We start from the raw sequence: 24432 nt of genomic DNA, 5'->3' as shown, positions 1-24432 counted from the left end.
GGCCCGGTCGCGGAGGCGGCCGGGCCAGACGGCCGCCGCGTCGGTGTCAGCTCGGCGGCAGCGGCGTCGGGAGGTTCGCGGGGTCGAGGCCGAGGTCGGCGAAGAGCTCGTCGTTGCCCTCGAGGGCGACGTCGACGAGGTCGGGCGGGAACATCCGCCGGACCGACTGGGCGGCGTCCCCGTCGTCGGGGTAGCTCACCCGGTCATCGTCGACGCGGAACGGCACGGAGTACTGGGCCGGCGAGGTGTCGCTGACGCACACGGTCCAGCCCCACGACGTCGGCGGCTCGGAGCGCAACAGCCGCACCCGGCAGTCGATGCCGGCGCCCATCGCGGTGAACAGCGGCGTGCCCTCGACGAGAGCCTCGAGGTGGCGCTCCTCGGCGAGCACAGCCGGGTCGGATCGGTCGGGGAGGTCGGTCGGCGAGAGCCACCGGAACACCCCGACGAACATCGGCAGCACCAGCGCGGCGACAAGCAGCCCGACCACGACGAGCGCGACGCGTCGGCGGCCGAGGGCGAGGGTCATGCGCCGAGTATGCCCGCCCGTGCTTCCCGGCACCGGCGGCGCGGTCCGGACACGCGGCGGGCTCGGGCGGGGCGCTCGGGCTGCAGCGCCGGAACGACCGGACGCCGCGCCCCCGAGCAGGGCGCGGCGTCCGGTCGGAGGGGCTTTGCCCCGACCACCTCGTCGAGTGAGCACTCCGTCACTCCAGCCCCAAGCGTCGGTGCGCGTCGGGGGACGCGTCGGTCAGGCGTCGCCGACGGTGAGCGCCTCGGCCTCGGTGCGGGAGCTGACCTCCTCGGCGCCGTGGCCGGGGGCCTCGTCGAGGGCGCCGATGATGCGTCGGGCCGTCGACAGCACGAGGACGGCGAGCACGACGGCGACCGAGCCGACCCAGAACGGCAGGTGGATGGACTTCTCGCCGAGGTTGCCGGCCAGCCACGGGGCGATGGCGCCGCCGCTGAAGCGCACGAAGCTGTAGGCCGCGGAGGCGACCCCCCGCTCGACCGGCGCGACCTTCATGACGGTCTCGGTGATGAGCGTGTTGTTCACGCCGAGGAACGCTCCGGCGAGGATGACGCCGACGACGAGGACGGTCTTGTTCTCGGTCCAGATCGCCATGGCGGCGAGGATGACGGCGAACCCGAGCAGGGCCCCGACGATGCCGGCCATGGTGCCGAACCGCCGCTGGATCATCGGTGCGACGAAGACCGACGTGATCGCGAGGAGCAGGCCCCACCCGAAGAAGATGAAACCGATCTCGTGCGCACCCATGGCCAGCGGGAAGGGCGTGAAGGCGAGCAGCGTGAAGAAGCCGAAGTTGTAGAGCAGCGCCGTGATGCCGACGGTGAGCAGGCCGCGGTGACCCAGGGCCTTGAGCGGCGCGGTGAGCGAGGTGGGGCGCGCGGCCGGAGGCGTGGCCGGCAGGGTCGTCACGGTCGCGATGAAGGCGACGGCCATGAGGATGGCGACGCCGTAGAAGGGCCAGCGCCACGAGATGCCCCCGAGCCAGCCGCCGAGCAGCGGGCCGGTCGCGATGCCGACGCCGAGCGCGGCCTCGTAGAGGATGATCGCCTGCTTCACGGAGCCGGACGCGGCATTGACGATCGTCGCGAGGGCGGTGGCGATGAAGAGCGCGTTGCCGAGGCCCCACAGGGCGCGGAAGGCGACGATGCCGCCGACGGTGTCCTGGCTCCCGGCGAGGGCGGAGCCGACGATGATGAGCGCGAGGCCGAGCAGCAGCGTCCGCTTGGCGCCGACGCGGCTGCTGACCCAGCCGGTGCCGAGCATCGCGACGCCCATGACGGCGAGGTAGCTCGTGAAGAGCAGGGACACCTGCGACGGGCCGGCGCCGAGCTCGTCGGCGATCGGCTTGAGGATGGGGTCGACGAGGCCGATGCCCATGAAGGAGATCACGCAGGCGAAGGCGATCGACCAGACGGTCTTGGGTTGACGCCACATGGGGGTGGTCATCCGTCCTTTCGGGTGTGGTGCGGGGTGGTGATGTCCGCCGCGGCGGCCAGCAGCTCGTTCATGACGTCGACGGCGACCTGGACGCGCGCGATCGCCGGGTCGTCGAGCTGGTCGAGGACGGGGGACAGGACGGCCAGTCGGGCCCGGCGCACGCTCTCGAGCGCGGCGTGGCCCTCGTCGCTGAGGGAGACCACCGTGGCGCGCGCGTCGTCGGGGTCGGACGCGCGGTGCACCCAGCCGGACGCCTCGAGGCGCTGCAGCTGGGTGGTGATCGTCGGCTGGCTGCTGTGATCGGCGGCCGCGAGGGCGCTGACGCGGGAGGGGCCGAGCTCGTCGAGGAGGGCGAGCAGGCGGGCCTGCGCGAAGGGCACGTCGAACGAGGCGTGTCGGCTGGCCCAGCGCGAGAGGCGCGCGGCCGAGCGGAGCAGGTCGTTGCCCAGGGTGGTCGGAACGGTCACCCGCCCAAGTTACATAGATAACCTATGCATATCAAGTCGAACCCGTGACGGAGCGCTCTCTCGATCGGGAATCACCGCGGCGTGGGCGGGAGCGCCGTGACGGAGTGCTCTCTCGATCGGAATCGAGAGAGCACTCCGTCACGCGTCGGCGATCGAGAGAGCAGTCCGTCACGGCGTCGCGGGGTCAGGCGAGTTGGGGGAGGACCTTCGCGGCGACGTCGGACAGGTGGTCGAGGTCTGCGAGGTCGAGCACCTGGAGGTAGACGCGCTCGGTGCCGGCCTCGGCGAAGGTGCCCAGCCTGTCGACGACCTCTGCGGCCGAGCCGGCCAGGCCGTTCTCGCGCAGCTCGGCGACGTCGCGGCCGATGGCGTCCGCCCGACGCCGCAGGGTCGCGTCGTCGTCGCCGAGGCACAGCACCTGGGCGGCGGAGTAGGTCAGCGACTCCGGGTTGCGGCCGATGTCGGCGCACGCCGCGCGGACACCGTCGAAGAGGCGCTTCGAGTCGGGCGCCGACACGAAGGCGGCGTTGAACTCCGACGCGTACCGCGCGGCGAGGGCCGGCGTGCGGCGCTTGCCTCCGCCGCCGACGATGATCGGCACGCCGCCCTCCTGAACCGGCTTGGCCAGGGCGGGGGAGCCGGCGACGGGGTAGTGCGTGCCCGCGTGCGTGTACGTCGCCCCGACCGGCGTCGACCAGAGTCCGGTGACGACCTCGAGCTGCTCCTCCAGGCGGTCGAAGCGCTCGCCGAGGGGTGGGAACGGGATGCCGTAGGCGGTGTGCTCCTCCTCGAACCAGCCGGCGCCCAGGCCCAGCTCGACGCGGCCGCCGCTCATCTGGTCGACGCCGGCGACCTGGACCGACAGCGGCCCGGGCAGGCGGAAGGTGGCCGAGGTGACCAGGGTGCCGAGGCGGATCGTGCTCGTGTCGCGGGCGAGGCCGGCGAGGGTCGTCCACGCGTCGGTGGGGCCGGGCCCGCCGTCGCCGCCCATGGCCAGGTAGTGGTCGGAGCGGAAGAAGCCGGAGAAGCCGAGCTCCTCGGCCGCTCGGGCGACCGCGAGGAGGTCGTCGTACGTCGCGCCCTGCTGGGGCTCGGTGAAGATGCGCAGGTCAACGGTCATGCCCGTGCAACCGCAGGTCGGTCGCGAACAATCCCGTCAGGCGGGGACGATCCCGTCAGTCGCGGACGATCCCGTCGACGATGACCTCGAGCATCGGGCGGACGTCGAGGTCGGCGTGGCTCGTGTCGGCGACGCTCGCGACACCGCTGACGAGGCGCATGACGTTGGCGGCGTCGACGCCGGGGCGCAGCTCGCCGCGGCCGTCGAGGTGGGACACGACGCGTCCGTTGGCCTCGCCCATCACGCGGCACTTGCGGTACATCGGCGACGCGGGGTCGTCCATCGCGGCGCAGATCTTCGTGGCGGCGCCGCGGTGCAGCGTGATGTGGTCGATGAAGTTCTCGAACCAGCCCATGAGCATCTCGCGGGCCGGCGCGCCGGTGGCGATCGCGGTGTCGGCGTCGGACGCCACGCGGTCGGTCCAGTCCTGCATCAGGGCGTCGACGAGTGCCTCACGGTTGGGAAAGTGCCGGTAGAGGGTGCCGGGGCCGACCTCGGCCCGCTTGGCGATCTCGTCGAGGGAGCAGTCGGTGCCGCGCTCGGTGAAGACGATCCGGGCCGTCGCGAGGATCTTGTCGTAGTTGCGACGGGCGTCGGCACGCATCGGACGCGTCGGCTTCTCACGACTTTCGGATGGGGTTGCGGTGGCCGAATCGTGCTGGGCCGCAACAGAACCCGGCGACGAAGCGAGCGTCGCCTTGCCGGTGCCGGCAGGCGTCACGGGAAAACCCCCTTGCGAAAACGGAGAGTGTCTCCGTATTGTTGGTCGAGCAGAACCGGAGTGGTTCTCCGCTAATAGTAGCGCCGACTGTCGTTCCAGAGGAGTCCGGCCGCATGACGACCACGATCCGTCCCACCCGCCAGGCCCAGCGCCTGCACCAGTCCCACCTCGCGACGACGCACCGAGCCCCGCTCGTGAAGCGCGGCGAGGTCACAGCCGCCCATGATGCCCGCGACGGCGTCGTCCACACCCGCACCCGCGCCACGGCGTTCACGCCGCTCCGTCGCGACCCGCTCAGCGTCGAGCGCCACCTGACCTTCCAGCCGTCGATCCGGCGTGACCAGCCCGATGAAGCCTGAGGCCCTGATGTCGACCACCACCACATCACCCAGCACCCCGTCCGCCACACCCACCGCGGCCACCTCACCCACCGCGCCCACACTCACCGCGCCGACGCGTGACCGTGCAGCCCGCCGGGCCTCCATCGGCATCGGCATCGTGCTCGTCGCACAGCTGATGCTCGTGCTCGACGCCACGGTCGTGAACGTCGCCCTGCCCCACATCGCGACCGACCTCGGCTTCACGCCGGCCGGTCTGTCGTGGGTGCTCAACGCCTACACGCTGGCCTTCGGCGGCCTGCTCCTGCTCGGTGGGCGCCTCGGCGACGTCCTCGGTCGTCTGCGCACCTTCGAGATCGGCCTCGCGGTCTTCACCGTGGCCAGCCTGCTCGGCGGCCTCGCGACGACGCCCGGCCAGCTCATCGCCGCCCGGACCCTCCAGGGCGTCGGTGCCGCCTTCGCCGCCCCCGGCGTGCTCGCCCTCGTCACGACGAGCGCCCCCGACGAGGCTGCGCGCAACCGCGGCCTGGCCCTGTTCACGGCCGTGTCCTCGGCCGGCGCCTCGATCGGCCTGCTCCTCGGCGGGATCCTCACCGACTTCGTCAGCTGGCACTGGACGCTCTTCGTCAACGTGCCGATCGGCGCCGTCGTGCTCGTCCTCGCCCGCAGGTTCGTCACCGAGACCCCCCGCGTGCGTGGCCGCTTCGACGTCGTCGGCGCGATCACCGCGACGCTCGGCTCGGTGGCCGTCGTCAACGGGTTCATCTCCGCGCCCGACCACGGCTGGACCTCGCCGCTGACGCTCGGCTCGTTCGCCGTCGGCTTCGCCTTGCTGGCCCTGTTCGTGCGCACCGAAGGTCGCGTCGCCAACCCGCTGCTGCCGCTCGGGCTCGTCCGGGCCCGGTCACGGGCCGGGGCGCTGGTGCTCATGGCGCTCGTCGTCGGGGCCCAGTTCTCGACGTTCTTCCTCGTGACGCAGTACCTCCAGCTCGTCCTCGGGTTCAGCCCCGTGGCCACGGGTGCCGCGTTCCTGCCCCTCAGCCTTGCGATCTTCGCGACGTCGCGGGTCAGCGCCCGGCTCGTGGCCAAGGTCGGGCCGCGTCCGCTGATGCTCGTCGGCACGATCGGCCTCACGGCCAGCTTCCTCTGGCTGAGCGGCATCTCGGAGTCGAGCACCTACGCCGCGCACCTGCTCGGGGCGCTCGTGCTCAACGGCGTCTCCGCGGCCCTGGTGTTCATGCCGGTGACGGTCGTCGTCCTCGGCGGCGTCGACCGTGCCCAGGCCGGCACCGTCTCGGGCCTGCTCCAGACGGCGCAGCAGCTCGGTGGCGCCGTCGGCCTCGCGGCCATCGTCAGCGTCTACGCCTCGCAGGCGGTGCCCGGACGGTTCGTGCCCGGTGTCGAGCCGGCGTTCCTCACCTCGGCGACCTTCACCCTCGTGGCACTCCTCGTGGCCGCGGTCGTGCTGCGGCCGCGCCGGGGACGCGAGCCGGAGCCGTCGCGCGAGACGGCCGCCGTCGGGGCGGCCGACGGGGCCGAGGCCGCCTGACCGACGCCCTTCAACCGCCTTCAACCGCCTGCCCCCGCCCTTCAACCGCCTGCCCCCGCCCTTCAACCGTCGAGAGGCCACGAAGGGCTGGGTTCCGGGAGTCGAGAGGCCACTCCGCGCCAGCGGACGTGGCCTCTCGACCGTTCCGGCACCGCCGAACGTGGCCTCTCGACCGTTCCGGCACCGCCGAACGTGGCCTCTCGACGGTTGGGGGCCGGCGCGTCGGTGGTGTCACGCGTGGACGGCGGCCGCCACGGACACCCCGACCGCGACGAGGGACGCGGCGCTGACCCCGTCGACGACGCGTCGGGCGGCGGGCCGGGTCAGGAGGCCGCGACTCCGGTGGGCCAGGGCGATGCCGACGACGTTCCACGCGCCGGCGAGCGTCGTCCAGAGCATCCCCAGTGCCAGCACCGTCACGGTCGCCGCGGAGCCGGGCGCGACGAACTGCGGCAGGATCGACACTGCCGTGACGGGGCAGCGCGGGTTCGCCAGCGACGTCACCGCCGCGGTGCGGAAGCTCGTGGCGGTCGCGCGCTCGTCCCGGGCCACGACGTTCGTCGGGGCGTCGGGGCCCACCCCGGTCTGCCCCTCCGGCGAGGGCGAACCATCAACAGCGACAGTGGGATCCGGGCTCCGACGCAGGCGCAGCAGGCCACGCAGGCCGCCGACCACGAGCAGTGCGGCCCCGCCGACCTGGAGCCCGGCGAACGCCGTCGGGTAACCCGCGGCCAGCGCTCCGAGCCCTACCGCGACGGCCGCCGACCACGCCAGGATGCCGACGCTCGTGCCGGCCACGGCCGCCAAGCCGCCGGCGACGCCCCGCGCGACGGTCTCTCGCAGCACGACGAGGTTGTTGACGCCGGGCACGAGGACGAGTGTCACGGCGACGGGGAAGAAGGCGGCAAGGGCAGCGGTCGTGGTCACGCCCTCGAGTCTTCGCTTCATCGCATGTTCAGTGAAGTCACATGGGTGACGGCCAGCATTAAGATCAGTTGATGCGGATCGACCCCGAGCAGCTGCGGATGTTCGCCCTCATCGACGCCCACGGGTCGCTCGCCGGCGCTGCCGCCGAGCTCGGCGTCACACCGGCAGCCGTCACCGGCCGCGTCGCCCGGGCCGAGCGGCACTGGGGCGTGCCGCTCGTGCTCCGCGACTCCCGCGGCGCCCGGCTCACCGAGGCCGGCCACCAGCTCGCCGTGCACGGTCGGGAGGTCGACGCCGTGTGCGAGCTCGCCGAGTCGGCGATGTCCGGCGCGCTGACGCTCGTCTCGCGTCGGCTCCGCGTCGGCACCTTCATGTCCGCCGCCCTCGGCGTGCTGCCCGACGCCGTCACCGCCCTGCGCCACCGCTTCCCCGACAGCGACCTGTCGATCGTCGAGGGCACGAGCCCGACGCTGCGCGAGCAGGTGGCGGCCGGCGGGGTCGACGTCGCCGTCGTGGGCACCTACGGCGAGGAGCCGCCGCTGCCGGGCTGGCTCGTCGCGACACCGCTCTTGCGCGACCCGCTCGTGCTCTGCCTGCCGAGCGACCACCGCCTGGCCGCCACGCCCCCGACCCGACGCATCCGCCTGGCCCAGCTGCGGGACGAGCGGTGGATCGCGATCCTCGCGGGCGAGGCGGCCCGCGCCCAGTTCGACGCCGCGGCGGCCGGTGCCGGGATCGAGCCGCGCATCTCCTTCGAGACCGAGAGCTATGACGTCGCGCAGGCCCTCGTCGCCACCGGGCTCGGGGTGGCCGTCATCTCGCAGATGGCCGCGCGCCTCGTGCCGGGCGTCACGCACCGCGAGCTCGAGCGCCCGCGCCTGCACCGCGAGCTGTGGGCCGTGCACGCCCGCGACACCCGGCTGACGCCCCTCGCCCCGGAGTTCGTGACCCTCGTGCGACGGGTCTGCGACGACCTGACCGACCGATGGGCGGGCACCCCGCTGCCCGAGGTCGTGCGCGCCCAGTCCTGAGCCGCGACCCTTGCGGTGGTCAGCCGAGGCGGGCGGCGGCGCGGGCGGCGAGCGTGGTCGCGTCCACGCCCCGGACGAGCGCGGGCGGGGCCGACACGACCGTGACGGCCACACGCGTGCCGTTGCGGACGACCTCGACGAGCTGGCGCAGGGTGTGGTTGTCCTGCTCGAAGTCCATGGTCCAGCGCTGCCCCTCCGAGCCGTCGGGCAGCTTCAGCTGGGTGGGCTCGCTCGCGTGGAAGGCGGTGCCCTTCATCGCCTCGTTCGAGGGGTCGGTGCACCCGCTGGGCCAGAGTCCGACGTCCTGCGCCATCTGCTGGGCGTCTGCGCGCTCGCGGAACTCGAGCACCCACTGGTCGGCGTAGAGCTCGCCGCCCTCGACGGCGGCGGAGTACATCCGGGTCAGGCCGTACTGCGACTCGGGGTTCTCGCGCTGGCACGCGGACACGGCGGCCTGGCCGGCGCCCTTGCCGCTGCGGATCGAGACGGTCTTCCAGCCGGCTGCGGTGTAGTCGTTGGCCTGCATGAGGTTGTCCTCCGACAGCGGCGCGCGCGCCGACGGCCGGGTGGACGACGTCGCGGAGGAGGTCGCGGAGGAGGTCGCGGACGACGTCGGGGGCCGGGTCGCGGGCGTCGACGCCCGACGCGTGCCGGTCGAGGCCGGCGGTGTCGTGGCGTCGCCGACCGGGGTGCCGGACGCGTCGGGCGTGCCGGTGTTCGACGACGCAGCGGACGCGGGTCGGTCGACGGTGCGGTGCAGGACGATGCCGCCCCCGACGCCGGCGACGGCGGCCGAGGCGAGGACGGCGGCGACGGTGGTGCGCGTGATGGTCATGCTGTCTCCTGGGGCTCTGGCGCCGCTGCCCGGTGGCGTGGGCGGTCACCGGGGGAGATGCGCACCGGAGCGCAGAAGTTGTGGGGAGGACTCCCCATGTCAGCCGAGGCGTTCGACGAGCCGCTCGCGCAGGAACACCCGGGCGTCGTGGATCCGCGCCTTGGCGGTGCCGAGCGGCACGCCGGTCTGTTGGGCCACCTCGTCGTAGGGCAGGCCGCCGAGGTCGCGCAGGACGAACGCGTCGACGAGGTGCGGCTTGGCCGCCTCGAGGGCCTCGAGCGCCTCGAGCAGGTCGACGCGCGAGCCGGCGATGACGCTCGTCGTGCGCGGGTCGCCGCGCTCGGGGAGGACCTCGACCGGGTGCTCGGTGGCCCGACGCTTGAGCGAGCGGTACGTCGTGCGTGCGCTGTTCGAGGCGACGACGGTCACCCAGCCGAGGAACGAGCCCGAGCCGGCGAACGTGTGCAGCTTGCCCGCGACCGAGACCAGGGCGTCCTGGCAGGCCTCCTCCGCGTCGGCGCGGTGCGGCAGGAAGCGGGCGCAGCGGCGCATGACGATCGGTTCGAGAAGGCGCAGGAGGTCCTCCATCGCGCGGGTGTCGCCCCCGGTCGCGGCCAGGCGCAGCCGATCCAGCTCGTCGGGAGCGAGCTCCCCGGTCATCGACGCGTCGAGCGACATGCTCGTCCTCCCCCTGCGCGGCCCGTGGACGGACCCCTGACAGCCCTTGAGCGGCCCCGGTGCGGGGCATGGCCCATGATGGACCGCGATGGAGGCTATCGGGCGGTACCAGCTGCGTCATCGGCTGGGATCAGGGGCGTTCGCGACGGTGTGGCTCGCGCACGACCCCGACCTGTCCGTCCCCGTCGCGATCAAGGTGCTCGCCGACAACTGGACCACCGACCTCGACATCCACCGCCGCTTCCTCGCCGAGGCCCGGCTGCTCCGGCGAATCGGCGACGACCGCGTCGTGCGCGTCCACGACATCGGTGAGCTGCCCGACGGCCGCCCCTTCTTCGTCATGGACCTCGTCGACGGCGGCACCGTCGCCGACGTCGTCCGCGCCGGCTGTGCGCCCGAGACGGCGCTGCGCCTCGCCGCCGAGGCGGCTCGCGGCCTGCAGGTGCTGCACGACCACGGCGTCGTGCACCGCGACGTCAAGCCCGGCAACCTCCTGCTCGACGAGCGCACCGGCGAGCCGCACGTCGTCATCGCCGACCTCGGCATGGCCAAGGCGCTCGCCGAGTCCTCCGGGCTCACGGTCACGGCGGGGACCCCCGCGTACATGGCTCCCGAGCAGGCCCACGGCACCAGCGGGTTCGACCAGCGTGCCGATGTCTACGCCGTGGGCGCCGTGGCCTACGCCCTGCTCGTGCAGCGGCCACCGTTCGACGTCGAGACGGGCCTGGCCGGCATCGCCGGGCGCGACCCGAGGCTGGCCCCCGCGCCCGTCGCCGCGGACGTCGGCGCCCCTGCCGACCTCGACGTCCTCCTGCGCTCGGCTCTCGCCCACGACCCGGCCCGCCGCCCGTCGTCGGCCACCGAGCTCGCCGACCGGCTCGACGCCCTGCGCGAGCGCATCGAGGCGGGGGAGCCGGCGGCGCGGCCGACGCGTCCGGGCCGCGACTGGGCGACCGGCTCGGTGGCGGCGCTCGCGACGGCGGCCTTCGGCGTCTTCACGCTCGCGACATGGCTGACCCTCCGCCTCCTCGGGTGAGGTGACGGAGGGTCAGAAGCAGCCGAACGTGGCCTCTCGACGGTTGGGAGGCAGCCGAACGTGGCCTCTCGACGGTTGGGAGGCAGCCGAACGTGGCCTCTCGACGGTTGGGGGAGGAGAGCCGGGTGGGTCAGTGGCCCTGCGGCATGGCCCAGCGGGCCGTCGAGACGCCCTGCTCCTTGGCGCGCTCGAGGGCCTCGCCGATGATCTTCTCGGCCGCCTCGCGGTTGCCCCAGTCGGAGGCCTCGACGTGCTTGCCGGGCTCGAGGTCCTTGTAGCGCTCGAAGAAGTGCTGGATCTCCTTGAGCGTGAACTCGTTGATGTCGGAGATGTCCTGGATGTGGGCGTTGCGCGGGTCGACCGGCACGCAGAGCACCTTGTCGTCGCCGCCGGCCTCGTCGGTCATGTGGAAGACGCCGATGGGGCGCGACTCGACGACGACGCCCGGGAAGAGCGGCTCGGGCAGCAGCACGAGCGCGTCGAGCGGGTCGCCGTCCTCGCCGAGGGAGTCCTCGATGTAGCCGTAGTCGGCCGGGTAGGCCATGGGCGTGAAGAGGTACCGGTCGAGGCGGATCCGGCCCGTCTCGTGGTCGATCTCGTACTTGTTGCGCTGTCCGCGCGGGATCTCGATGGTGACGTCGAACTCCACGTCTTCCCCTTCACACGGTGGTGGGCGACCGGGCCCGCGCCGGTGACGCGGTGGGCCGCGATGCCGGCGCATCGGCCGGCGGCTGACAGAATCTTCCGCGACAGTCTGGCAGCAACGACCACCGTTGCGCGAAACCGGTCGCGCACGAGGCGGCCGTGAGAAGGGGTGAGCCCGTGATCCGCGGGATGACGTACACGATGGCCGCGATCTGCTCGGCCGTCGTCGTCCTGCTCGGGTACGCGGTGCTCGACGTCGCCGGGGCCGCACCCGGCGTGCTCACCACGGCACCCCTGCCGCCGCCCCCGCCGACCGAGACGCTGGGCACCCGGACCCTGCCTCTCGTGGCGCAGCCGACGCCGTCGACCTCGGTGCCGCCGGCGCTGCCCGCGCTCGCCGGCGAGACCGCCGCGCCGTCGGCGTCCGGCGTCGAGGCCGCGCTCGCCGACGTGCGCGGCCTCGCGGCCCTGCGCGACTCGGCGCTCGTCGTGCGTGACGGCCAGAGCGGCCAGGTGCTCCTCGACCAGGACGGCGCCGACCTGCGCATCCCGGCCTCGACGACCAAGCTGCTGTCCGCGGCCGCCATCGGGCAGGTCTTCCACGCCGACGAGACCCTCTCGACCGTCGTGCGCGCCGGCGCCGCGGCCGACGAGATCGTCCTTGTCGCCGGCGGTGACTCGCTCATCAACCCCGGCAAGGGCGACCCTGACGCCGTCGCCGGGCGCGCCGGCCTGCGCGACCTCGCGGACGAGGTGGCCCGGGCGCTCAAGGCCCGCGGCCGCACCACGGTGCGCCTGTCCGTCGACGAGTCGTACGCCGACGGGCCGCTGCTCGCGACGACGTGGGGCGCCGACTACCGCCGCCTCGCCATCACCGGACCGGTGTCGATGCTCGGACTCAGCACCCAGCGGGCCACGTCGGGCCACCCGGCGCTGAGCGACCCCGTCGCGTCGGTGCGTGACCGGCTGGCCGAGCTGCTCGACGGCCGCGGCATCGAGGTCACGGTCGAGGCGCGTCCGGGGTCGCTGGCCCGTCGGGCCACCACCGACAACACCGCGATCGTCCCCGCCCCGACGCCGTCGCCGTCCCTCGACGCCGCAGCCGCGACCGGCACCCCGTCGCCGTCGGGAACCGGCGTGCAGGGCGGCTACGCGCCCGGCACCGTCCTCGGCAGCGTCGAGTCCGCCCCCGTGCGCGACCAGCTGGCGCTCGCCCTCACCGACAGCGACAACGCGCTGACCGAGATCCTCGCCCGCCAGGCCGCCTTCCGGGCCGGCGCCGGCACGTCGTTCCCCGAGGTGGGGGCGTGGGTCGTGCAGCAGGTCGGGGCGCTCGGGCTCGACACGACGGGCGTCACGCTCTCCGACGCGTCGGGCCTCTCCCGGGAGAACCGGGTGCGGGCCGACCTCCTCGCCGACGTGCTCGTCCTCGGCTACGACGGCCACCACCCGGTGCTGCGGCGCGCCCTCGACGGGATGCCGATCAGCGGGCTCACCGGGACGCTCGAGGGGCGGTTCACCGGCGCGAACCACGACGCGGCCGGCCGCGCCCGCGCCAAGACGGGCACGCTGACCGGTGCGAACGCGCTCGCCGGATCGGTCGTCGACGACGACGGCCGCCTGCTCGTCTTCGTCGGTATGGTCGCCGGTGCGGGAACCAACGACGCCCGGGCCGCGTTGGACCGTTTCGTAGCGACCGTCGCCGCGTGCGGCTGTCGCTGACGGGCCGGTGGGCCGCCCGGGACAGGTAATCGACTGCGTCGAGCACCGACGACCGCACCCGCGCGGCCCGACTGGGCCGGTGACCGAGACGTCACGAGAGCCGTCACGAACCGGAAGGGCCGCGATGACCGACACGACCGTCAACAGCGCCACGGGCGGAGCGACGAACGGGGGTCCCGGCGCCACCGGCACGGCCGGTGGCGGGCCCGGCGGCGCCGACAGCCCCGGCGGTGGCACCGACGCGTCCGCCACCCAGTACGTCGACTACGAGTTCGCCAAGCGCACCGGTCGCGCCGTCGTCGCCGCGGGCCCGCAGGTGACCCCCGCCGAGGCAGCCAGCATCGTCGCCGACCTGCGAGCGGCCGCCGCGTCGGCCGTGGAGCCCGTCGCCTCGACGAGCGGCCTGGTGGCGCCCGACGACGCGCCCCCACCCCTCGTCGTCGACCGCATCGGTTGGATCAGCGCCAACGTCGACTCGTTCCGGGCCATGCTCGAGCCGGTCGTCGACAAGCTCGTGGCGAAGAAGAAGATGCCCGCTGCGACAGCAGCGATCGGCGGCAAGGTCACCGGCGCCGAGATGGGCGGCCTCCTCGCCTTCCTCGCCACCAAGGTGCTCGGCCAGTACGACCTCGCCCCCGGCGGCACGCCGCGGCTGCTCCTCGTCGCCCCGAACATCGTCGCCACGGAGCGACGCCTGGGCGTCGACCCCACCGACTTCCGCCGCTGGGTCGCCATGCACGAGGAGACCCACCGCGTGCAGTTCACCGCGGTCCCGTGGCTGCGCGAGCACCTCGTGCGCGAGTCGCAGGGCCTCGCCGTCGACCTCGCCCCGACGCCGGAGGACCTCAGCCGCCGCCTCGAGGCGCTGACGAAGAACCTGCCCGACGTGTTCAGCTCGGGGGAGGGCATCGCCCAGATCCTCGCCACTCCCGAGCAGCGCGCCCGGATCGCGGAGCTGACCGCCGTCATGTCGCTGCTCGAGGGCCACGCCGACGTCGTCATGGACGACGTGGGACCGAAGATCATCCCCAGCGTCGGCGACATCCGCCGCAAGTTCGACGAGCGCCGACAGGGGTCGGTCGGCATCGACCGCATCCTGCGCCGCCTGCTCGGCCTCGAGGCGAAGATGCGCCAGTACCGCGACGGCGCCGTGTTCGTCCGGGCCGTCACCGACCAGGTTGGCCGCGACGGCTTCAACGCCGTGTGGTCCTCGCCCGACGCGCTGCCCCGTGCGGCCGAGATCGTCGAGCCGGCCGCCTGGGTGCGGCGGGTCCACGGCTGAGGCATGGGAGCCGCTACCGACATGCCCGGTCCCGACCCCGCCGTCGCCGCCACCCGCCTCGCCGTGCGCGAGCACCTGCTCGACCTCCCGCCCGGCGCCCTCGTGCTCGTGGCCTGCTCGGGCGGTCCCGACTCCGTCGCGCTCGCCGGCGCCCTCGCCTTCGAGGCACCCCGCGCCGGGATGCGGGCCGGTGCCGTCATCGTCGACCACGGCCTGCAGGACGGCTCCGACGGCGTCGCCGACGGGGCCGCCGAGCTGTGCCTCGGCATGGGACTCGACCCGGTGGAGGTCGTGCGCGTCGACGTGCGCACCTCCGGGTCGGGCCTCGAGGCCGACGCCCGCACCGCGCGCTACGCCGCCTTCGAGCAGGTCGCCGGGCGCGTCGGCGCCGACGTCGTGCTCATCGGCCACACCCGCGACGACCAGGCCGAGCAGGTCCTCCTGGGCCTGTCCCGCGGGTCGGGCGCGCGCTCGCTCAGCGGCATGCCGTCCCGCCGCGGACGTTTCGTGCGCCCGCTGCTGTCGCTGCCGCGGGCCACGACGCTCGCCGCGTGCGCCGCGTACGGCATCGAGCCGTGGAACGACCCCCAGAACGCCGACGACACCTTCCGACGCGTCCGCGCCCGGCGGCTGCTCGCCACCCTCGAGGCCGAGCTCGGGCCCGGCTTCGGTGCGGCCCTGGCCCGCAGCGCCGACCTGCTGCGCGAGGACGCCGACTACCTCGAGACCCTGGCGCGCCAGGCGCGGGCGGGTCTGCCCGAGGCGCCGGGGGGAGGCGTCGACCTCGAGGCGCTCTCGGCCCTGCCGCGGGCCCTGCGCACCCGCGTCTGGCGGCTGCTCGCCGCCGAGGCCGGTGCCCCGCTCGCCGACGTCAGCGCCGCCCACGTCGAGTCCCTCGACGCGCTGCTCACCTCCTGGCACGGCCAGGGCCCGCTCCATGTACCCGGCGGCATCGCCGTGGCGCGCGAGCGCGGCGCCATCCGCTTCACCGTCCTCGACGCCGCCGGCTGAACCCGCCCTGCGGGCTGGGAGGTCGGGCCGGCTGGGCAGGCCGGGCCCGCGTCGGGGTGGGGGCGACGCATCGGCCACGCTGCTGTTGAATGGGTCCGCACGTCCGTGCGCCCACCGCACCACCCCGCGAAGGAGCCCCCGTGGACCACGAGCACATGGGCGACGACCTGGCCAAGGTCCTCTACACCGAGGAGCAGATCCAGGCCCGTCTCGCCGAGCTCGCAGAGGAGATCTGGAAGGACTACGAGGGCAGGGAGTTCCTGCTCGTCGGCGTCCTCAAGGGGGCGGTCGTCGTCATGGCCGACCTCATGCGCGCCCTGCCCGGCACCGCACCGATGGACTGGATGGCCGTGTCGTCGTACGGCTCGGGCACGAAGTCCTCGGGAGTCGTACGGATCCTCAAGGACCTCGACACTGACATCACCGGCCGGCACGTGCTCATCGTCGAGGACATCATCGACTCGGGCCTGACGCTGTCGTGGATCAAGTCGAACCTCGAGTCGCGCAACCCGGCCTCGGTGGAGATCTGCACGCTGCTGCGCAAGCCCGACGTCGTCAAGGTCGACATCCCGGTCAAGTACGTCGGCTTCGACATCCCGAACGAGTTCGTCGTCGGCTACGGCCTCGACTACGCCGAGAAGTACCGCAACCTGCGCTGCGTCGGCACCCTGGCCCCGCACGTCTACGCCTGAGCCTGCCTGAAGCCCGCCCGGGCCTGCGTGAAGCCCGCCCGAGACCGTCCGAGACCTGCGGAGGCCCGACGCCATGACCTTCTCGATCGTCGCCCGGCAGGGTGAGGCCTACGGCGTCGCCGTCGCGAGCAAGTTCCTCGCGGTCGGCGCCGTCGTCCCGGGTGCGCGCCTCGGTACCGGGGCCGTCGCCACGCAGTCCTACGCCCGGGTCGCCTACCTCGGCGAGCTGCTCGCACGCCTCGGTGCCGGCGAGGACGCCGCGTCGGCGCTCGACGAGGCCACCGCGCTCGACGCGGGCCGCGAGACGCGTCAGGTCGGGGTCGTCGGGGCCGCGAGCGCCGCGACGTTCACCGGCCGGGAGTGCAACCCGTGGGCCGGCGGCGTGGCGCGCGACGACGGCGACACCGCGTACGCGATCCAGGGCAACATCCTCACCGGGCCGGAGGTCGTCGCCGCGATGGAGCAGGCGTGGCACGACTCGGCGGGGCAAGGACTGGGGCGGCGCCTCCTCGCGGCGCTCGTCGCCGGCGACGCGGCGGGCGGCGACTCCCGCGGCCGGCAGAGCGCCGCGGTGTACGCCGTCGAGCCCGGCGCGGGCTACGACGCGTCGGGCGTTCTCGCCGACCTGCGCGTCGACGACCACACCGACCCCGTCACCGAGCTCGGCCGGCTCCTCGACGAGTGGGAGATGTACTTCGGCCGGCCCGAGGACGTCCAGGCGCTCACCGGGCCCCTGGCCGACGAGGTCGCCGACCGGCTCGCCCAGGCCGGGCACCCCGTCGGCGACGGCGGCGCGCCCGACCTGCCCACGGCCCTCGCCGACTGGGCCGGCAACGCCAACTACGAGGCTCGGCTCAGCCCCGACGGCATCGACCGCCGGGTCCTCGAGGCCCTCCGCGCCGCCACCGCCTGACCTGCTCGCGGCGGCGCGCTCACAGCGTGCCGGCCACGCGGAGCAGGTACTCGCGCCGGTGCAGCGGGTCGTGGTCGGTGCGCGAGCGCCCTGGCGGCGCGCCCGTCACCGGGCGGTAGCCGTCGAAGGCCGTCGCGAGGTCGCCGAGCCCGCTCGTGAGGCCCGGCACCCGCTGCTGCAGCTCGTGCAGTCGCTCGGCAGGCACCTCGCCCCGCAGCCGGGTCACGGGCCCGAGCACCGTCGTCTCGTCCGGCGTCGCCCGCACGTGCGCGAGCATCGTCAGAGTCGCACCGAGCACGACGCTCGGCACCTCGAGATCGAAGCGGTGGAACGGCTCCTCGACGGTCGTGCCCGCCTGGCGCAACGCGTCCATGAGCACGAGCGGGGTGAGGGTGCGGAAGTCGCCGGCCGTGCTGCTCATCGACTTGTCGAACTTCTGGTGCATGTGGCTCTGCCGCGGCCAGTAGCCGGAGTGCGTCATCGTCACGACGCAGTCGGTGACCGGCCAGCCGCGCAGGCCCTGGCCGAGCGTCGCGTGCACCGTCTCCTCGACCGCGGTGAAGAACGCGGGCGGCATCGACCCGAGCTCGACCTCGAGGGAGAACCGGACGCCGGTGCCGGCCGGGGCCGCGTCGACGCGCAGGCCGATCGTGGCGAGGAACGGGTTCGGAGCGACACCGATGAGCTCGTGCGCCGCACCCGACCCGACGACGCGCTCACGGCAGATGACGCTCGTCGTGCTGAACGTCGCCGCGACGCCGTGCTCGGCCTCGAGGGTGGCCCCGATGACCTCCTTCTGCACCTCCCCGTAGAGCGAGACGTGGGTCTCGCCGCGCAGCTGGTCGTGGCGCAGGTCGATGAGCGGGTCCTGCTCGGCCAGCCGCGTCAGCGCGGTGTGCAGTGCCGCGCGAGCGCCGGGGTCCGACGCGTCGGCCGGTTCGACGACCGTCTCGAGCGTCGGCGGCGAGAACTCGTGCACCAGCGGGCGGGCGATCCGGGCGTCGCCCACGAGGTCGCCGATGCGGGCCCGGTCCAGGCCGGCGACCCGGGCGATGCGGCCCGCCGGCACCCGTCCGGTGCGACGGACGCCGCCCGAGGCGTGCACCTCGAGACCGGTGACCCGCTCCTCCCGCGGCCCGACGCCCCGGCCGGCCTCGAGCGCCCGCCCGTCGTGGACGAGGACGCGGTCACGGACGGAGAGCGCGCCCGACGTCACGTCGACGAGTGCGACCTTCTCCCCGGCCGGGCCGCGCTGGACGGCGAACACGGTGCCGGCCAGGACGGCCTCGGGGTCCGGCGTGCTCGCGGGCAGCAGCCGTGGCAGGGCCGCCGCGAGGTCCTCGACGCCGGCGCCGGTGATCGCCGACCCGACGAGCACCGGGCACGCCCGTCCCCGGGCGGTCTGCGCGTCGAGGGCTTCGCGGAGCCGGGCCGCGTCGACCGCGCCCGGGTGGTCGAGCCACTCGACGACGAGGGCGTCGTCGACGTCGGAGAGATGCTCGACGAGCCGCTCGGTGACGCTGCGGTCGCTCGGGGCGCCCGAGCCGTCGTGGCGGGCGAGGCCGAGGGTCGACAGGCCGTCCGGCACGACCGACAGGGCCCGCGTGCCCTCGTCGACGGCCCGCGACAGCAGCACGGGCATCACGCCGAGCCGGTCGGTCACCTGGCGCAGCACGGCGTCGGTGCACGCCCCCGCGCGGTCGAGCTTGTTGACGAACAGGACCGTGGGGATGCGCAGGCGCCGCAGCGCCCGCCAGAGGACGCGCGTCTGGGCCTGCACGCCCTCGACGGCCGACACGACGAGGACCGCGCCGTCGAGGACCGCGAGCGAGCGCTCGACCTCGGCGATGAAGTCCGAGTGGCCGGGGGTGTCGACGAGGTTGACCGTCAGGGTCTCGCCCGGTGCGAGCGGGTCGGGCAGCTCGAAGGAGACGACCGCGGCCTTGATGGTGATGCCGCGGGCGCGCTCGAGCGCGAGGGAGTCGGTGCGGGTGCTGCCGGCGTCGACGCTGCCGAGCTCGGCGATGACGCCGGCGTGCAGCAGGAGGCGCTCGGTCAGGCTCGTCTTGCCCGCGTCAACGTGGGCGAGGATCCCGAGGTTGGTGGTGCGCGTGCGCACCGATGAGGTGGGTGGGGTGTCCAAGGTGCTCCATGTCCAGTGCGTAGGTGTGGGTGACCTGCTCGGGTGACATGAAGCAGCGGCGCATCCCGCTCTCCTCCCTGCTCGTGGTGCCTGGTGTGGTGCCTGCTCGTGGTGCCTGGTGTGGTGCCTGGTGGGGTGCCTGGTGTGGTGCGTGCCCTGGTGCCCGCCCGGCCGGGCGGCCCCACCAGTGCAGCAAGCCGCGGACGTGGCCGGCAACCGGTTTTGCCCGTGCGGCGCGAACGGGTAGGGGCTGGTTGGTCAGGCACCGGCCGGATGCGGAACACTGGTAGTTCGCCGGACGTTGTGCCGGAGGACGAACTCACCGGACGAGCAGGAGGACCGGGGCTGACCAGCCCCGCACGTACATGGACGCTAAGCGGATTCTGCGCACACCACTGTTGTGGATCTTGGTCCTCGTCAGCGCGCTCGTCTTCGGCATGATGTTCTCGCAGTCCGGCCCGCCGCGGATCGACACCTCCGAGGCGATGAAGCAGATCACGAGTGGCAACGTCACGTCGGCCAAGCTCATCAACAACGAGCGGATGGAGCTGACGCTCGCCAAGCCGTACACGTCGCCCGACGGGTCGGTGAAGGACGCCACGTCGGTCTACGCCTACTACGTCGACGCCCGCGCGACCGACGTCGTCAAGGCGCTCGACGCCAAGGCCCCGCCCCAGGGCACCGACGACTACATCGAGCAGCAGAGCTGGTTCGGCTCACTGCTGTTCTCGATCCTGCCGATCATCGTGATCCTCGCCATCTTCTGGTTCCTCATGGGGCAGATGCAGGGCGGCGGCAACCGCGTCATGCAGTTCGGCAAGTCGCGGGCCAAGCTCGCCACGAAGGACACCCCGAAGGTCACCTTCGCCGACGTCGCCGGCTGCGACGAGGCCATCGAGGAGCTCCAGGAGATCAAGGAGTTCCTCCAGGAGCCGGCCAAGTTCCTCGCGGTCGGCGCAAAGATCCCGAAGGGCGTCCTGCTCTACGGCCAGCCGGGAACCGGCAAGACGCTCCTCGCGCGCGCCGTCGCCGGCGAGGCCGGGGTGCCGTTCTACTCGATCTCCGGGTCGGACTTCGTCGAGATGTTCGTCGGCGTCGGTGCGAGTCGCGTCCGTGACCTCTTCGAGCAGGCCAAGGCCAACGCCCCGGCCATCGTCTTCGTCGACGAGATCGACGCCGTCGGCCGCCACCGCGGAGCCGGCCTGGGCGGCGGTCACGACGAGCGCGAGCAGACCCTCAACCAGCTGCTCGTCGAGATGGACGGCTTCGACGTCAAGACCAACGTCATCCTCATCGCGGCGACCAACCGCCCCGACATCCTCGACCCTGCCCTGCTGCGTCCCGGCCGCTTCGACCGCCAGATCGCCGTCGACTCACCCGACATGATCGGACGCCACCGCATCCTCGAGGTGCACGGCCAGGGCAAGCCCATGGCCGCCGACGTCGACCTGCTCGCCGTCGCGCGTCGCACGCCCGGCTTCACCGGCGCCGACCTCGCCAACGTGCTCAACGAGGCCGCGCTGCTCACCGCGCGCAGCGACAAGAAGGTCATCGACAACGTGTCCCTCGACGAGGCCATCGACCGCGTCATCGCCGGCCCGCAGAAGCGCACCCGCATCATGTCGGCCAAGGAGCGCAAGATCACCGCCTACCACGAGGGTGGCCACGCCCTCGTCGCCGCGGCGCTCAACCACACCGACCCGGTGACGAAGGTGACGATCCTGCCGCGCGGCCGGGCCCTCGGCTACACGATGGTCATGCCCGTCGACGACAAGTACTCGACGACCCGCAACGAGATCCTCGACCAGCTCTCGTACGCCCTCGGCGGACGCGTCGCCGAGGAGATCGTCTTCCACGAGCCGACCACCGGTGCGAGCAACGACATCGAGAAGGCCACCGGCATGGCCCGCAAGATGATCACCGAGTTCGGCATGAGCGAGCGCATCGGCGCCATCAAGCTCGGCCAGTCCAACGGCGAGGTCTTCCTCGGCCGCGACATGGGCCACGAGCGCGACTACTCCGAGCGCGTGGCCAGCGTCGTCGACGAGGAGGTGCGCAAGCTCATCGAGGCGGCCCACGACGAGGCGTACGAGGCGATCAACCAGAACCGCGACGTCCTCGACCACCTCGTCCTCGAGCTGCTCGAGAAGGAGACGCTCAACCAGGCCGAGCTCGCCGAGATGTTCAAGGCCGTCGTGCGAGTGCCGGAGCGTCCGACGTGGCTGTCCTCGCAGACGCGTGTGCCGGGCGACCGCCCGCCGGTCCTCACGCCCGCCGAGATCGCCGCGTCGCAGAACGGCTCGGGCCAGAACGGCCACCTCCCGCCGCCGGTCGCCCCCGACCGCGCGCTCGAGGAGAAGATCGACGAGGCCGCATCCGTCGGTGCGCACCCGCTCGCCGAGGAGCACCCGGCCGAGGAGGTCATCGAGGTGCCGGACGACCGTCCGGTCAACCCCCACGAGAAGGGCTGACGGGTGGCGGTCGACCACGAGCGCGCCGAGGCGGCGGTTCGCGAGCTGCTCATCGCCGTCGGTGAGGATCCCGAGCGGGAGGGCCTGCGCGACACGCCGGGCCGCGTCGCCCGGGCCTACGCCGAGATCTTCGCCGGCCTCGACCAGACGGCCGAGGGGGTGCTCAGCACGACCTTCTCCATCGACCACCAAGAGCTGGTCATCGTCCGCGACATCGAGCTCTACAGCACGTGCGAGCACCACCTCGTGCCCTTCCACGGCGTCGCGCACATCGGGTACATCCCGGACAAGCACGGCCGGGTGACCGGTCTGTCGAAGCTGGCCCGGCTCGTGGAGGTGTTCGCCCGGCGCCCGCAGGTGCAGGAGCGGCTCACCTCCCAGATCGCCGACTCGCTCGTCCAGCACCTCGACGTGCAGGGCGTCATCGTCGTCATCCAGGCCGAGCACCTCTGCATGTCGATGCGGGGCATCCGCAAGCCCGGCGCCTCCACCCTCACCTCGGCCGTCCGCGGCCAGCTGCGCGACCCGGCCACTCGAGCAGAGGCCATGGCGCTCATGCTCGAGGGCAACAAGTGAGCGGCGCGGGCCGTCCCGCCGGGGCCGCCGCCGCGGTCGAGGAGCTGCTCGCCGTCACCGAGCGCACCCTCGTCATGGGGGTCGTCAACGTCACGCCCGACTCCTTCTCCGACGGGGGCGAGTGGTTCGAGCCCGACGCGGCGATCGCCCACGGGCTCGAGGTGCTCGCTGCCGGGGCCGACGTCGTCGACGTCGGGGGCGAGTCGACGCGTCCGGGCGCCGAGCGACCGTCGGTGGCCGAGGAGCTGCGACGCGTGGTGCCCGTCATCGAGGCGCTGCGCGGGCACGGTGCCGTCGTGTCCGTCGACACGATGCGCGCCGAGGTGGCTGCCGCGGCCGTCGAGGCCGGGGCCACGATCGTCAACGACGTCTCCGGCGGCCTCGCCGACCCCGACATGGTGCCGTTCGTGGCAGCGGCCGGCCGGCCGTTCGTCGCGATGCACTGGCGCGGCCACAGCACGCAGATGCAGTCGCGGGCCGTGTACGGCAACGTCGTCGGTGAGGTGCTCGACGAGCTCTCCGTGCGCCGCGACGAGCTGCTCGAGGCCGGCATCGCGCCGGACCGGCTCGTGCTCGACCCGGGTCTCGGGTTCGCCAAGACCGCCGAGCACAACTGGGCCCTCATGGCGGCGCTGCCGGTGCTGCACGGCCTGGGCCACCCGGTGCTGCTCGGCGCCTCGCGCAAGACGTTCCTCGGCCGGCTCGGGCGCGGCGCCGGCGAGGCCCCGCGACCGGCGGCGGAGCGCGACGTCGAGACCACCGCCACCTCGGTCATGGCCGCCATGGCCGGGCTCTGGTGCGTGCGCGTGCACGACGTCGCCTCGACGGTGCGTGCGCTGGCCGTCGTCCAGGCGGCGCTCGACCACGCGCCCGACGACACCGACCACCCCACGGAGGACCTCGACTGATGCCTGACCGCATCGTGCTGCAGGGCGTCTCGGCCCGCGGCCACCACGGAGTGCTCGATAGCGAGAAGCGTGACGGCCAGACCTTCATCGTCGACGTCACGATGTCGCTCGACCTCGAGCCGGCGGGCCGCACCGACGCGCTCGAGGCCACGGTCAACTACGCGGAGGTGGCCGGTGACGTCGTCGCCCGCATCACCGGGCCGTCGTTCGACCTCATCGAGCGCCTCGCCGAGGTCGTCGCCGACGACGTGCTGCGGCATGACCTCGTCCACACCGTCGAGGTCGTCGTGCACAAGCCCGAGGCGCCGGTCGGCCACCCGTTCACCGACGTGCAGGTCAAGGTGACCCGTACCAACGCCGCCCACGTCGTCATCGCGCTGGGCACCAACCTCGGCGACCGCGCCCACACCCTGGCCGACGCCGTCGCTGCCCTCACCGCGTTGCCCGGCCTCACCGTCACCGGCCTGTCCGACATCGTGGCCACCGAGCCGGTGGGCGGGCCCGACCAGCCGGAGTACCTCAACGCGGTTGTCGTCGGCCGCTCGCTGCTGCACTCGACCGACCTGCTCGCCGAGCTGCACCGCATCGAGGCCGACCACGGCCGGACCCGCGACGTGCGGTGGGGGGCACGGACGCTCGATCTCGACCTCATCCAGTACGGGCGCCCCGGTGGCCACCGCGAGGTCGTCCGCGACGACGCCCGGCTCACGCTGCCGCATCCCCGCGCGCACGAGCGGGCCTTCGTCCTCGTGCCGTGGCTCGGGGTCGACCCTGACGCGAGGCTGCGGGTCGGGGAGGGCGCGACGGGCATCCGCCGCGTCGACGAGCTGCTCGAGGGCCTCGACCGGTCCGGCGTGCGACCCGGGCCCGGATGGGAGCACCTGTGAGACCTCACTCCGGCATCCGCCCCACGGCCCTGGTGCTGACCGGGCTCGTCGTCACGGTCCTGGCCTGGCTCGGGCTTCGATCGGTGGCCGGTGGAGGTCACGGCCTGCCGGACCCCGGGTGGTTGGGGCTCGCCGCGATGCTCTTCCTCTCGGGCGGTCTGGTCGTGGCCGGCTGGCAGGTGCGCAAGGTCCGCGACGGCCTCGCCCAGCCGCACGTGACGCCGCTGCGCGCGGCCCGCACCCTCGTGCTCGGGCAGGCGGGCGCGCTCACCGGGGCCGCCCTCGTCGGCTGGTACGTGGCCAACGTGCTCGTGCTGCTGCCGGACGCCGACGTCCAGTCCCAGCGCGACCGCATCTGGCCTTTCGTCGCCCACGTCGTCGTCGCCCTGCTCCTGTGCGCCGCCGGCATGCTCGTGCAGCGCTGGTGCCGCCTGCGCCCGGGTGACGAGGACGACGAGCCCCGCAACGGTCGCGACCCCTCCGCCTGACCCACTCGGCCACGCAACCTGCG

24 protein-coding genes are annotated in these 24432 nt (G+C 73.5%); 14 read left to right on the top strand and 10 right to left on the bottom strand.

The window, feature by feature from the left end; genetic code table 11:
* Nucleotides 1-46 precede the first annotated feature (46 nt).
* The 5 genes from AC3A5R_RS12935 to AC3A5R_RS12915 all read right to left on the bottom strand — a co-directional run bounded on the left by AC3A5R_RS12935 (nucleotide 47) and on the right by AC3A5R_RS12915 (nucleotide 4160).
* Nucleotides 47-529: a hypothetical protein gene (locus AC3A5R_RS12935; protein ID WP_487621160.1), complete on the bottom strand. Its 483-nt coding sequence runs from the start codon at nucleotides 527-529 to the stop codon at nucleotides 47-49.
* 222 nt (nucleotides 530-751) lie between these two features.
* The gene (locus AC3A5R_RS12930) at nucleotides 752-1978 is read right to left on the bottom strand and encodes an MFS transporter (protein WP_487621159.1); all 1227 of its coding nucleotides are present in this window, start codon (nucleotides 1976-1978) and stop codon (nucleotides 752-754) included.
* On the bottom strand, nucleotides 1975-2436 hold the full coding sequence (locus AC3A5R_RS12925) for a MarR family winged helix-turn-helix transcriptional regulator (protein WP_487621158.1): 462 nt from the start codon (nucleotides 2434-2436) through the stop codon (nucleotides 1975-1977). The genes AC3A5R_RS12930 and AC3A5R_RS12925 overlap by 4 nt, the downstream gene beginning before the upstream one ends.
* 184 nt (nucleotides 2437-2620) lie before the next feature.
* Nucleotides 2621-3556, bottom strand: a complete 936-nt coding sequence (locus tag AC3A5R_RS12920; protein ID WP_487621157.1) for an LLM class F420-dependent oxidoreductase — start codon at nucleotides 3554-3556, stop codon at nucleotides 2621-2623.
* 55 nt (nucleotides 3557-3611) lie between these two features.
* On the bottom strand, nucleotides 3612-4160 hold the full coding sequence (locus tag AC3A5R_RS12915) for a TetR/AcrR family transcriptional regulator (RefSeq protein ID WP_487621156.1): 549 nt from the start codon (nucleotides 4158-4160) through the stop codon (nucleotides 3612-3614).
* A 230-nt stretch (nucleotides 4161-4390) separates the two neighbouring features.
* On the opposite strand from AC3A5R_RS12915, the gene AC3A5R_RS12910 reads away from it, so the two are divergent.
* Together AC3A5R_RS12910 and AC3A5R_RS12905 are read left to right on the top strand one after the other, a co-directional pair.
* The gene (locus AC3A5R_RS12910; RefSeq protein ID WP_487621155.1) at nucleotides 4391-4636 is read left to right on the top strand and encodes a hypothetical protein; all 246 of its coding nucleotides are present in this window, start codon (nucleotides 4391-4393) and stop codon (nucleotides 4634-4636) included.
* A gap of 7 nt (nucleotides 4637-4643) precedes the next feature.
* Nucleotides 4644-6164: an MFS transporter gene (locus AC3A5R_RS12905; RefSeq protein ID WP_487621154.1), complete on the top strand. Its 1521-nt coding sequence runs from the start codon at nucleotides 4644-4646 to the stop codon at nucleotides 6162-6164.
* Nucleotides 6165-6395: 231 nt separating this feature from the next.
* Here AC3A5R_RS12905 and AC3A5R_RS12900 read toward each other — a convergent pair whose 3' ends face one another.
* Nucleotides 6396-7091, bottom strand: a complete 696-nt coding sequence (locus tag AC3A5R_RS12900; protein ID WP_487621153.1) for a LysE family translocator — start codon at nucleotides 7089-7091, stop codon at nucleotides 6396-6398.
* 71 nt (nucleotides 7092-7162) lie between these two features.
* On the opposite strand from AC3A5R_RS12900, the gene AC3A5R_RS12895 reads away from it, so the two are divergent.
* Nucleotides 7163-8122, top strand: a complete 960-nt coding sequence (locus AC3A5R_RS12895) for a LysR family transcriptional regulator (RefSeq protein WP_487621152.1) — start codon at nucleotides 7163-7165, stop codon at nucleotides 8120-8122.
* Between the two features lie 19 nt (nucleotides 8123-8141).
* On the opposite strand, the gene AC3A5R_RS12890 is transcribed toward AC3A5R_RS12895, so the two are convergent.
* Both AC3A5R_RS12890 and AC3A5R_RS12885 read right to left on the bottom strand, forming a co-directional pair.
* Nucleotides 8142-8957, bottom strand: coding sequence for a hypothetical protein (locus AC3A5R_RS12890; protein ID WP_487621151.1), 816 nt, complete (start codon nucleotides 8955-8957; stop codon nucleotides 8142-8144).
* A 99-nt stretch (nucleotides 8958-9056) separates the two neighbouring features.
* On the bottom strand, nucleotides 9057-9635 hold the full coding sequence (locus AC3A5R_RS12885; protein ID WP_487621150.1) for an RNA polymerase sigma factor: 579 nt from the start codon (nucleotides 9633-9635) through the stop codon (nucleotides 9057-9059).
* An 88-nt stretch (nucleotides 9636-9723) separates the two neighbouring features.
* On the opposite strand from AC3A5R_RS12885, the gene AC3A5R_RS12880 reads away from it, so the two are divergent.
* The gene (locus AC3A5R_RS12880) at nucleotides 9724-10671 is read left to right on the top strand and encodes a serine/threonine-protein kinase (RefSeq protein WP_487621149.1); all 948 of its coding nucleotides are present in this window, start codon (nucleotides 9724-9726) and stop codon (nucleotides 10669-10671) included.
* 130 nt (nucleotides 10672-10801) lie between these two features.
* Here the strand turns inward: AC3A5R_RS12880 and AC3A5R_RS12875 are convergent, their stop codons facing one another.
* The gene (locus AC3A5R_RS12875; RefSeq protein ID WP_487621148.1) at nucleotides 10802-11320 is read right to left on the bottom strand and encodes an inorganic diphosphatase; all 519 of its coding nucleotides are present in this window, start codon (nucleotides 11318-11320) and stop codon (nucleotides 10802-10804) included.
* A gap of 173 nt (nucleotides 11321-11493) precedes the next feature.
* On the opposite strand from AC3A5R_RS12875, the gene AC3A5R_RS12870 reads away from it, so the two are divergent.
* The 5 genes from AC3A5R_RS12870 (at nucleotide 11494) to AC3A5R_RS12850 (ending at nucleotide 16936) form a co-directional block, all read left to right on the top strand.
* A complete protein-coding gene (locus tag AC3A5R_RS12870) occupies nucleotides 11494-13038 on the top strand; it encodes a D-alanyl-D-alanine carboxypeptidase/D-alanyl-D-alanine-endopeptidase (RefSeq protein WP_487621147.1) in 1545 nt (514 codons plus the stop codon).
* Nucleotides 13039-13162: 124 nt separating this feature from the next.
* Nucleotides 13163-14320, top strand: a complete 1158-nt coding sequence (locus AC3A5R_RS12865) for a zinc-dependent metalloprotease (RefSeq protein ID WP_487621146.1) — start codon at nucleotides 13163-13165, stop codon at nucleotides 14318-14320.
* A 21-nt stretch (nucleotides 14321-14341) separates the two neighbouring features.
* The gene (gene tilS / locus AC3A5R_RS12860; protein WP_487621199.1) at nucleotides 14342-15331 is read left to right on the top strand and encodes a tRNA lysidine(34) synthetase TilS; all 990 of its coding nucleotides are present in this window, start codon (nucleotides 14342-14344) and stop codon (nucleotides 15329-15331) included.
* Nucleotides 15332-15471: 140 nt separating this feature from the next.
* Nucleotides 15472-16023 carry a hypoxanthine phosphoribosyltransferase gene (hpt, locus tag AC3A5R_RS12855; protein ID WP_487621145.1) on the top strand — a complete coding sequence of 184 codons (552 nt, stop codon included), beginning with the start codon at nucleotides 15472-15474 and terminating at the stop codon, nucleotides 16021-16023.
* A 73-nt stretch (nucleotides 16024-16096) separates the two neighbouring features.
* A complete protein-coding gene (locus AC3A5R_RS12850; RefSeq protein ID WP_487621144.1) occupies nucleotides 16097-16936 on the top strand; it encodes a DUF1028 domain-containing protein in 840 nt (279 codons plus the stop codon).
* A gap of 19 nt (nucleotides 16937-16955) precedes the next feature.
* On the opposite strand, the gene AC3A5R_RS12845 is transcribed toward AC3A5R_RS12850, so the two are convergent.
* Nucleotides 16956-19055 carry a GTP-binding protein gene (locus AC3A5R_RS12845; protein ID WP_487621143.1) on the bottom strand — a complete coding sequence of 700 codons (2100 nt, stop codon included), beginning with the start codon at nucleotides 19053-19055 and terminating at the stop codon, nucleotides 16956-16958.
* Nucleotides 19056-19444: 389 nt separating this feature from the next.
* On the opposite strand from AC3A5R_RS12845, the gene ftsH reads away from it, so the two are divergent.
* Genes ftsH through AC3A5R_RS12820 form a run of 5 tightly spaced genes read left to right on the top strand, consistent with a single transcriptional unit; the run spans nucleotide 19445 to nucleotide 24409 of the window.
* A complete protein-coding gene (gene ftsH, locus AC3A5R_RS12840; protein WP_487621142.1) occupies nucleotides 19445-21550 on the top strand; it encodes an ATP-dependent zinc metalloprotease FtsH in 2106 nt (701 codons plus the stop codon).
* A 3-nt stretch (nucleotides 21551-21553) separates the two neighbouring features.
* A complete protein-coding gene (gene folE, locus AC3A5R_RS12835) occupies nucleotides 21554-22126 on the top strand; it encodes a GTP cyclohydrolase I FolE (protein ID WP_487621141.1) in 573 nt (190 codons plus the stop codon).
* Nucleotides 22123-23034: a dihydropteroate synthase gene (gene folP / locus AC3A5R_RS12830; RefSeq protein WP_487621140.1), complete on the top strand. Its 912-nt coding sequence runs from the start codon at nucleotides 22123-22125 to the stop codon at nucleotides 23032-23034. The genes folE and folP overlap by 4 nt, the downstream gene beginning before the upstream one ends.
* On the top strand, nucleotides 23034-23921 hold the full coding sequence (gene folK / locus AC3A5R_RS12825; RefSeq protein WP_487621139.1) for a 2-amino-4-hydroxy-6-hydroxymethyldihydropteridine diphosphokinase: 888 nt from the start codon (nucleotides 23034-23036) through the stop codon (nucleotides 23919-23921). The genes folP and folK overlap by 1 nt, the downstream gene beginning before the upstream one ends.
* Nucleotides 23918-24409, top strand: coding sequence for a DUF3180 domain-containing protein (locus AC3A5R_RS12820; protein ID WP_487621138.1), 492 nt, complete (start codon nucleotides 23918-23920; stop codon nucleotides 24407-24409). Before folK ends, AC3A5R_RS12820 begins: the two co-directional genes overlap by 4 nt.
* Nucleotides 24410-24432: the final 23 nt, after the last annotated feature.

This window comes from Intrasporangium sp. Soil_C_50 (assembly GCF_057656595.1).
This window is presented reverse-complemented; position numbering and strand designations above follow the sequence as displayed.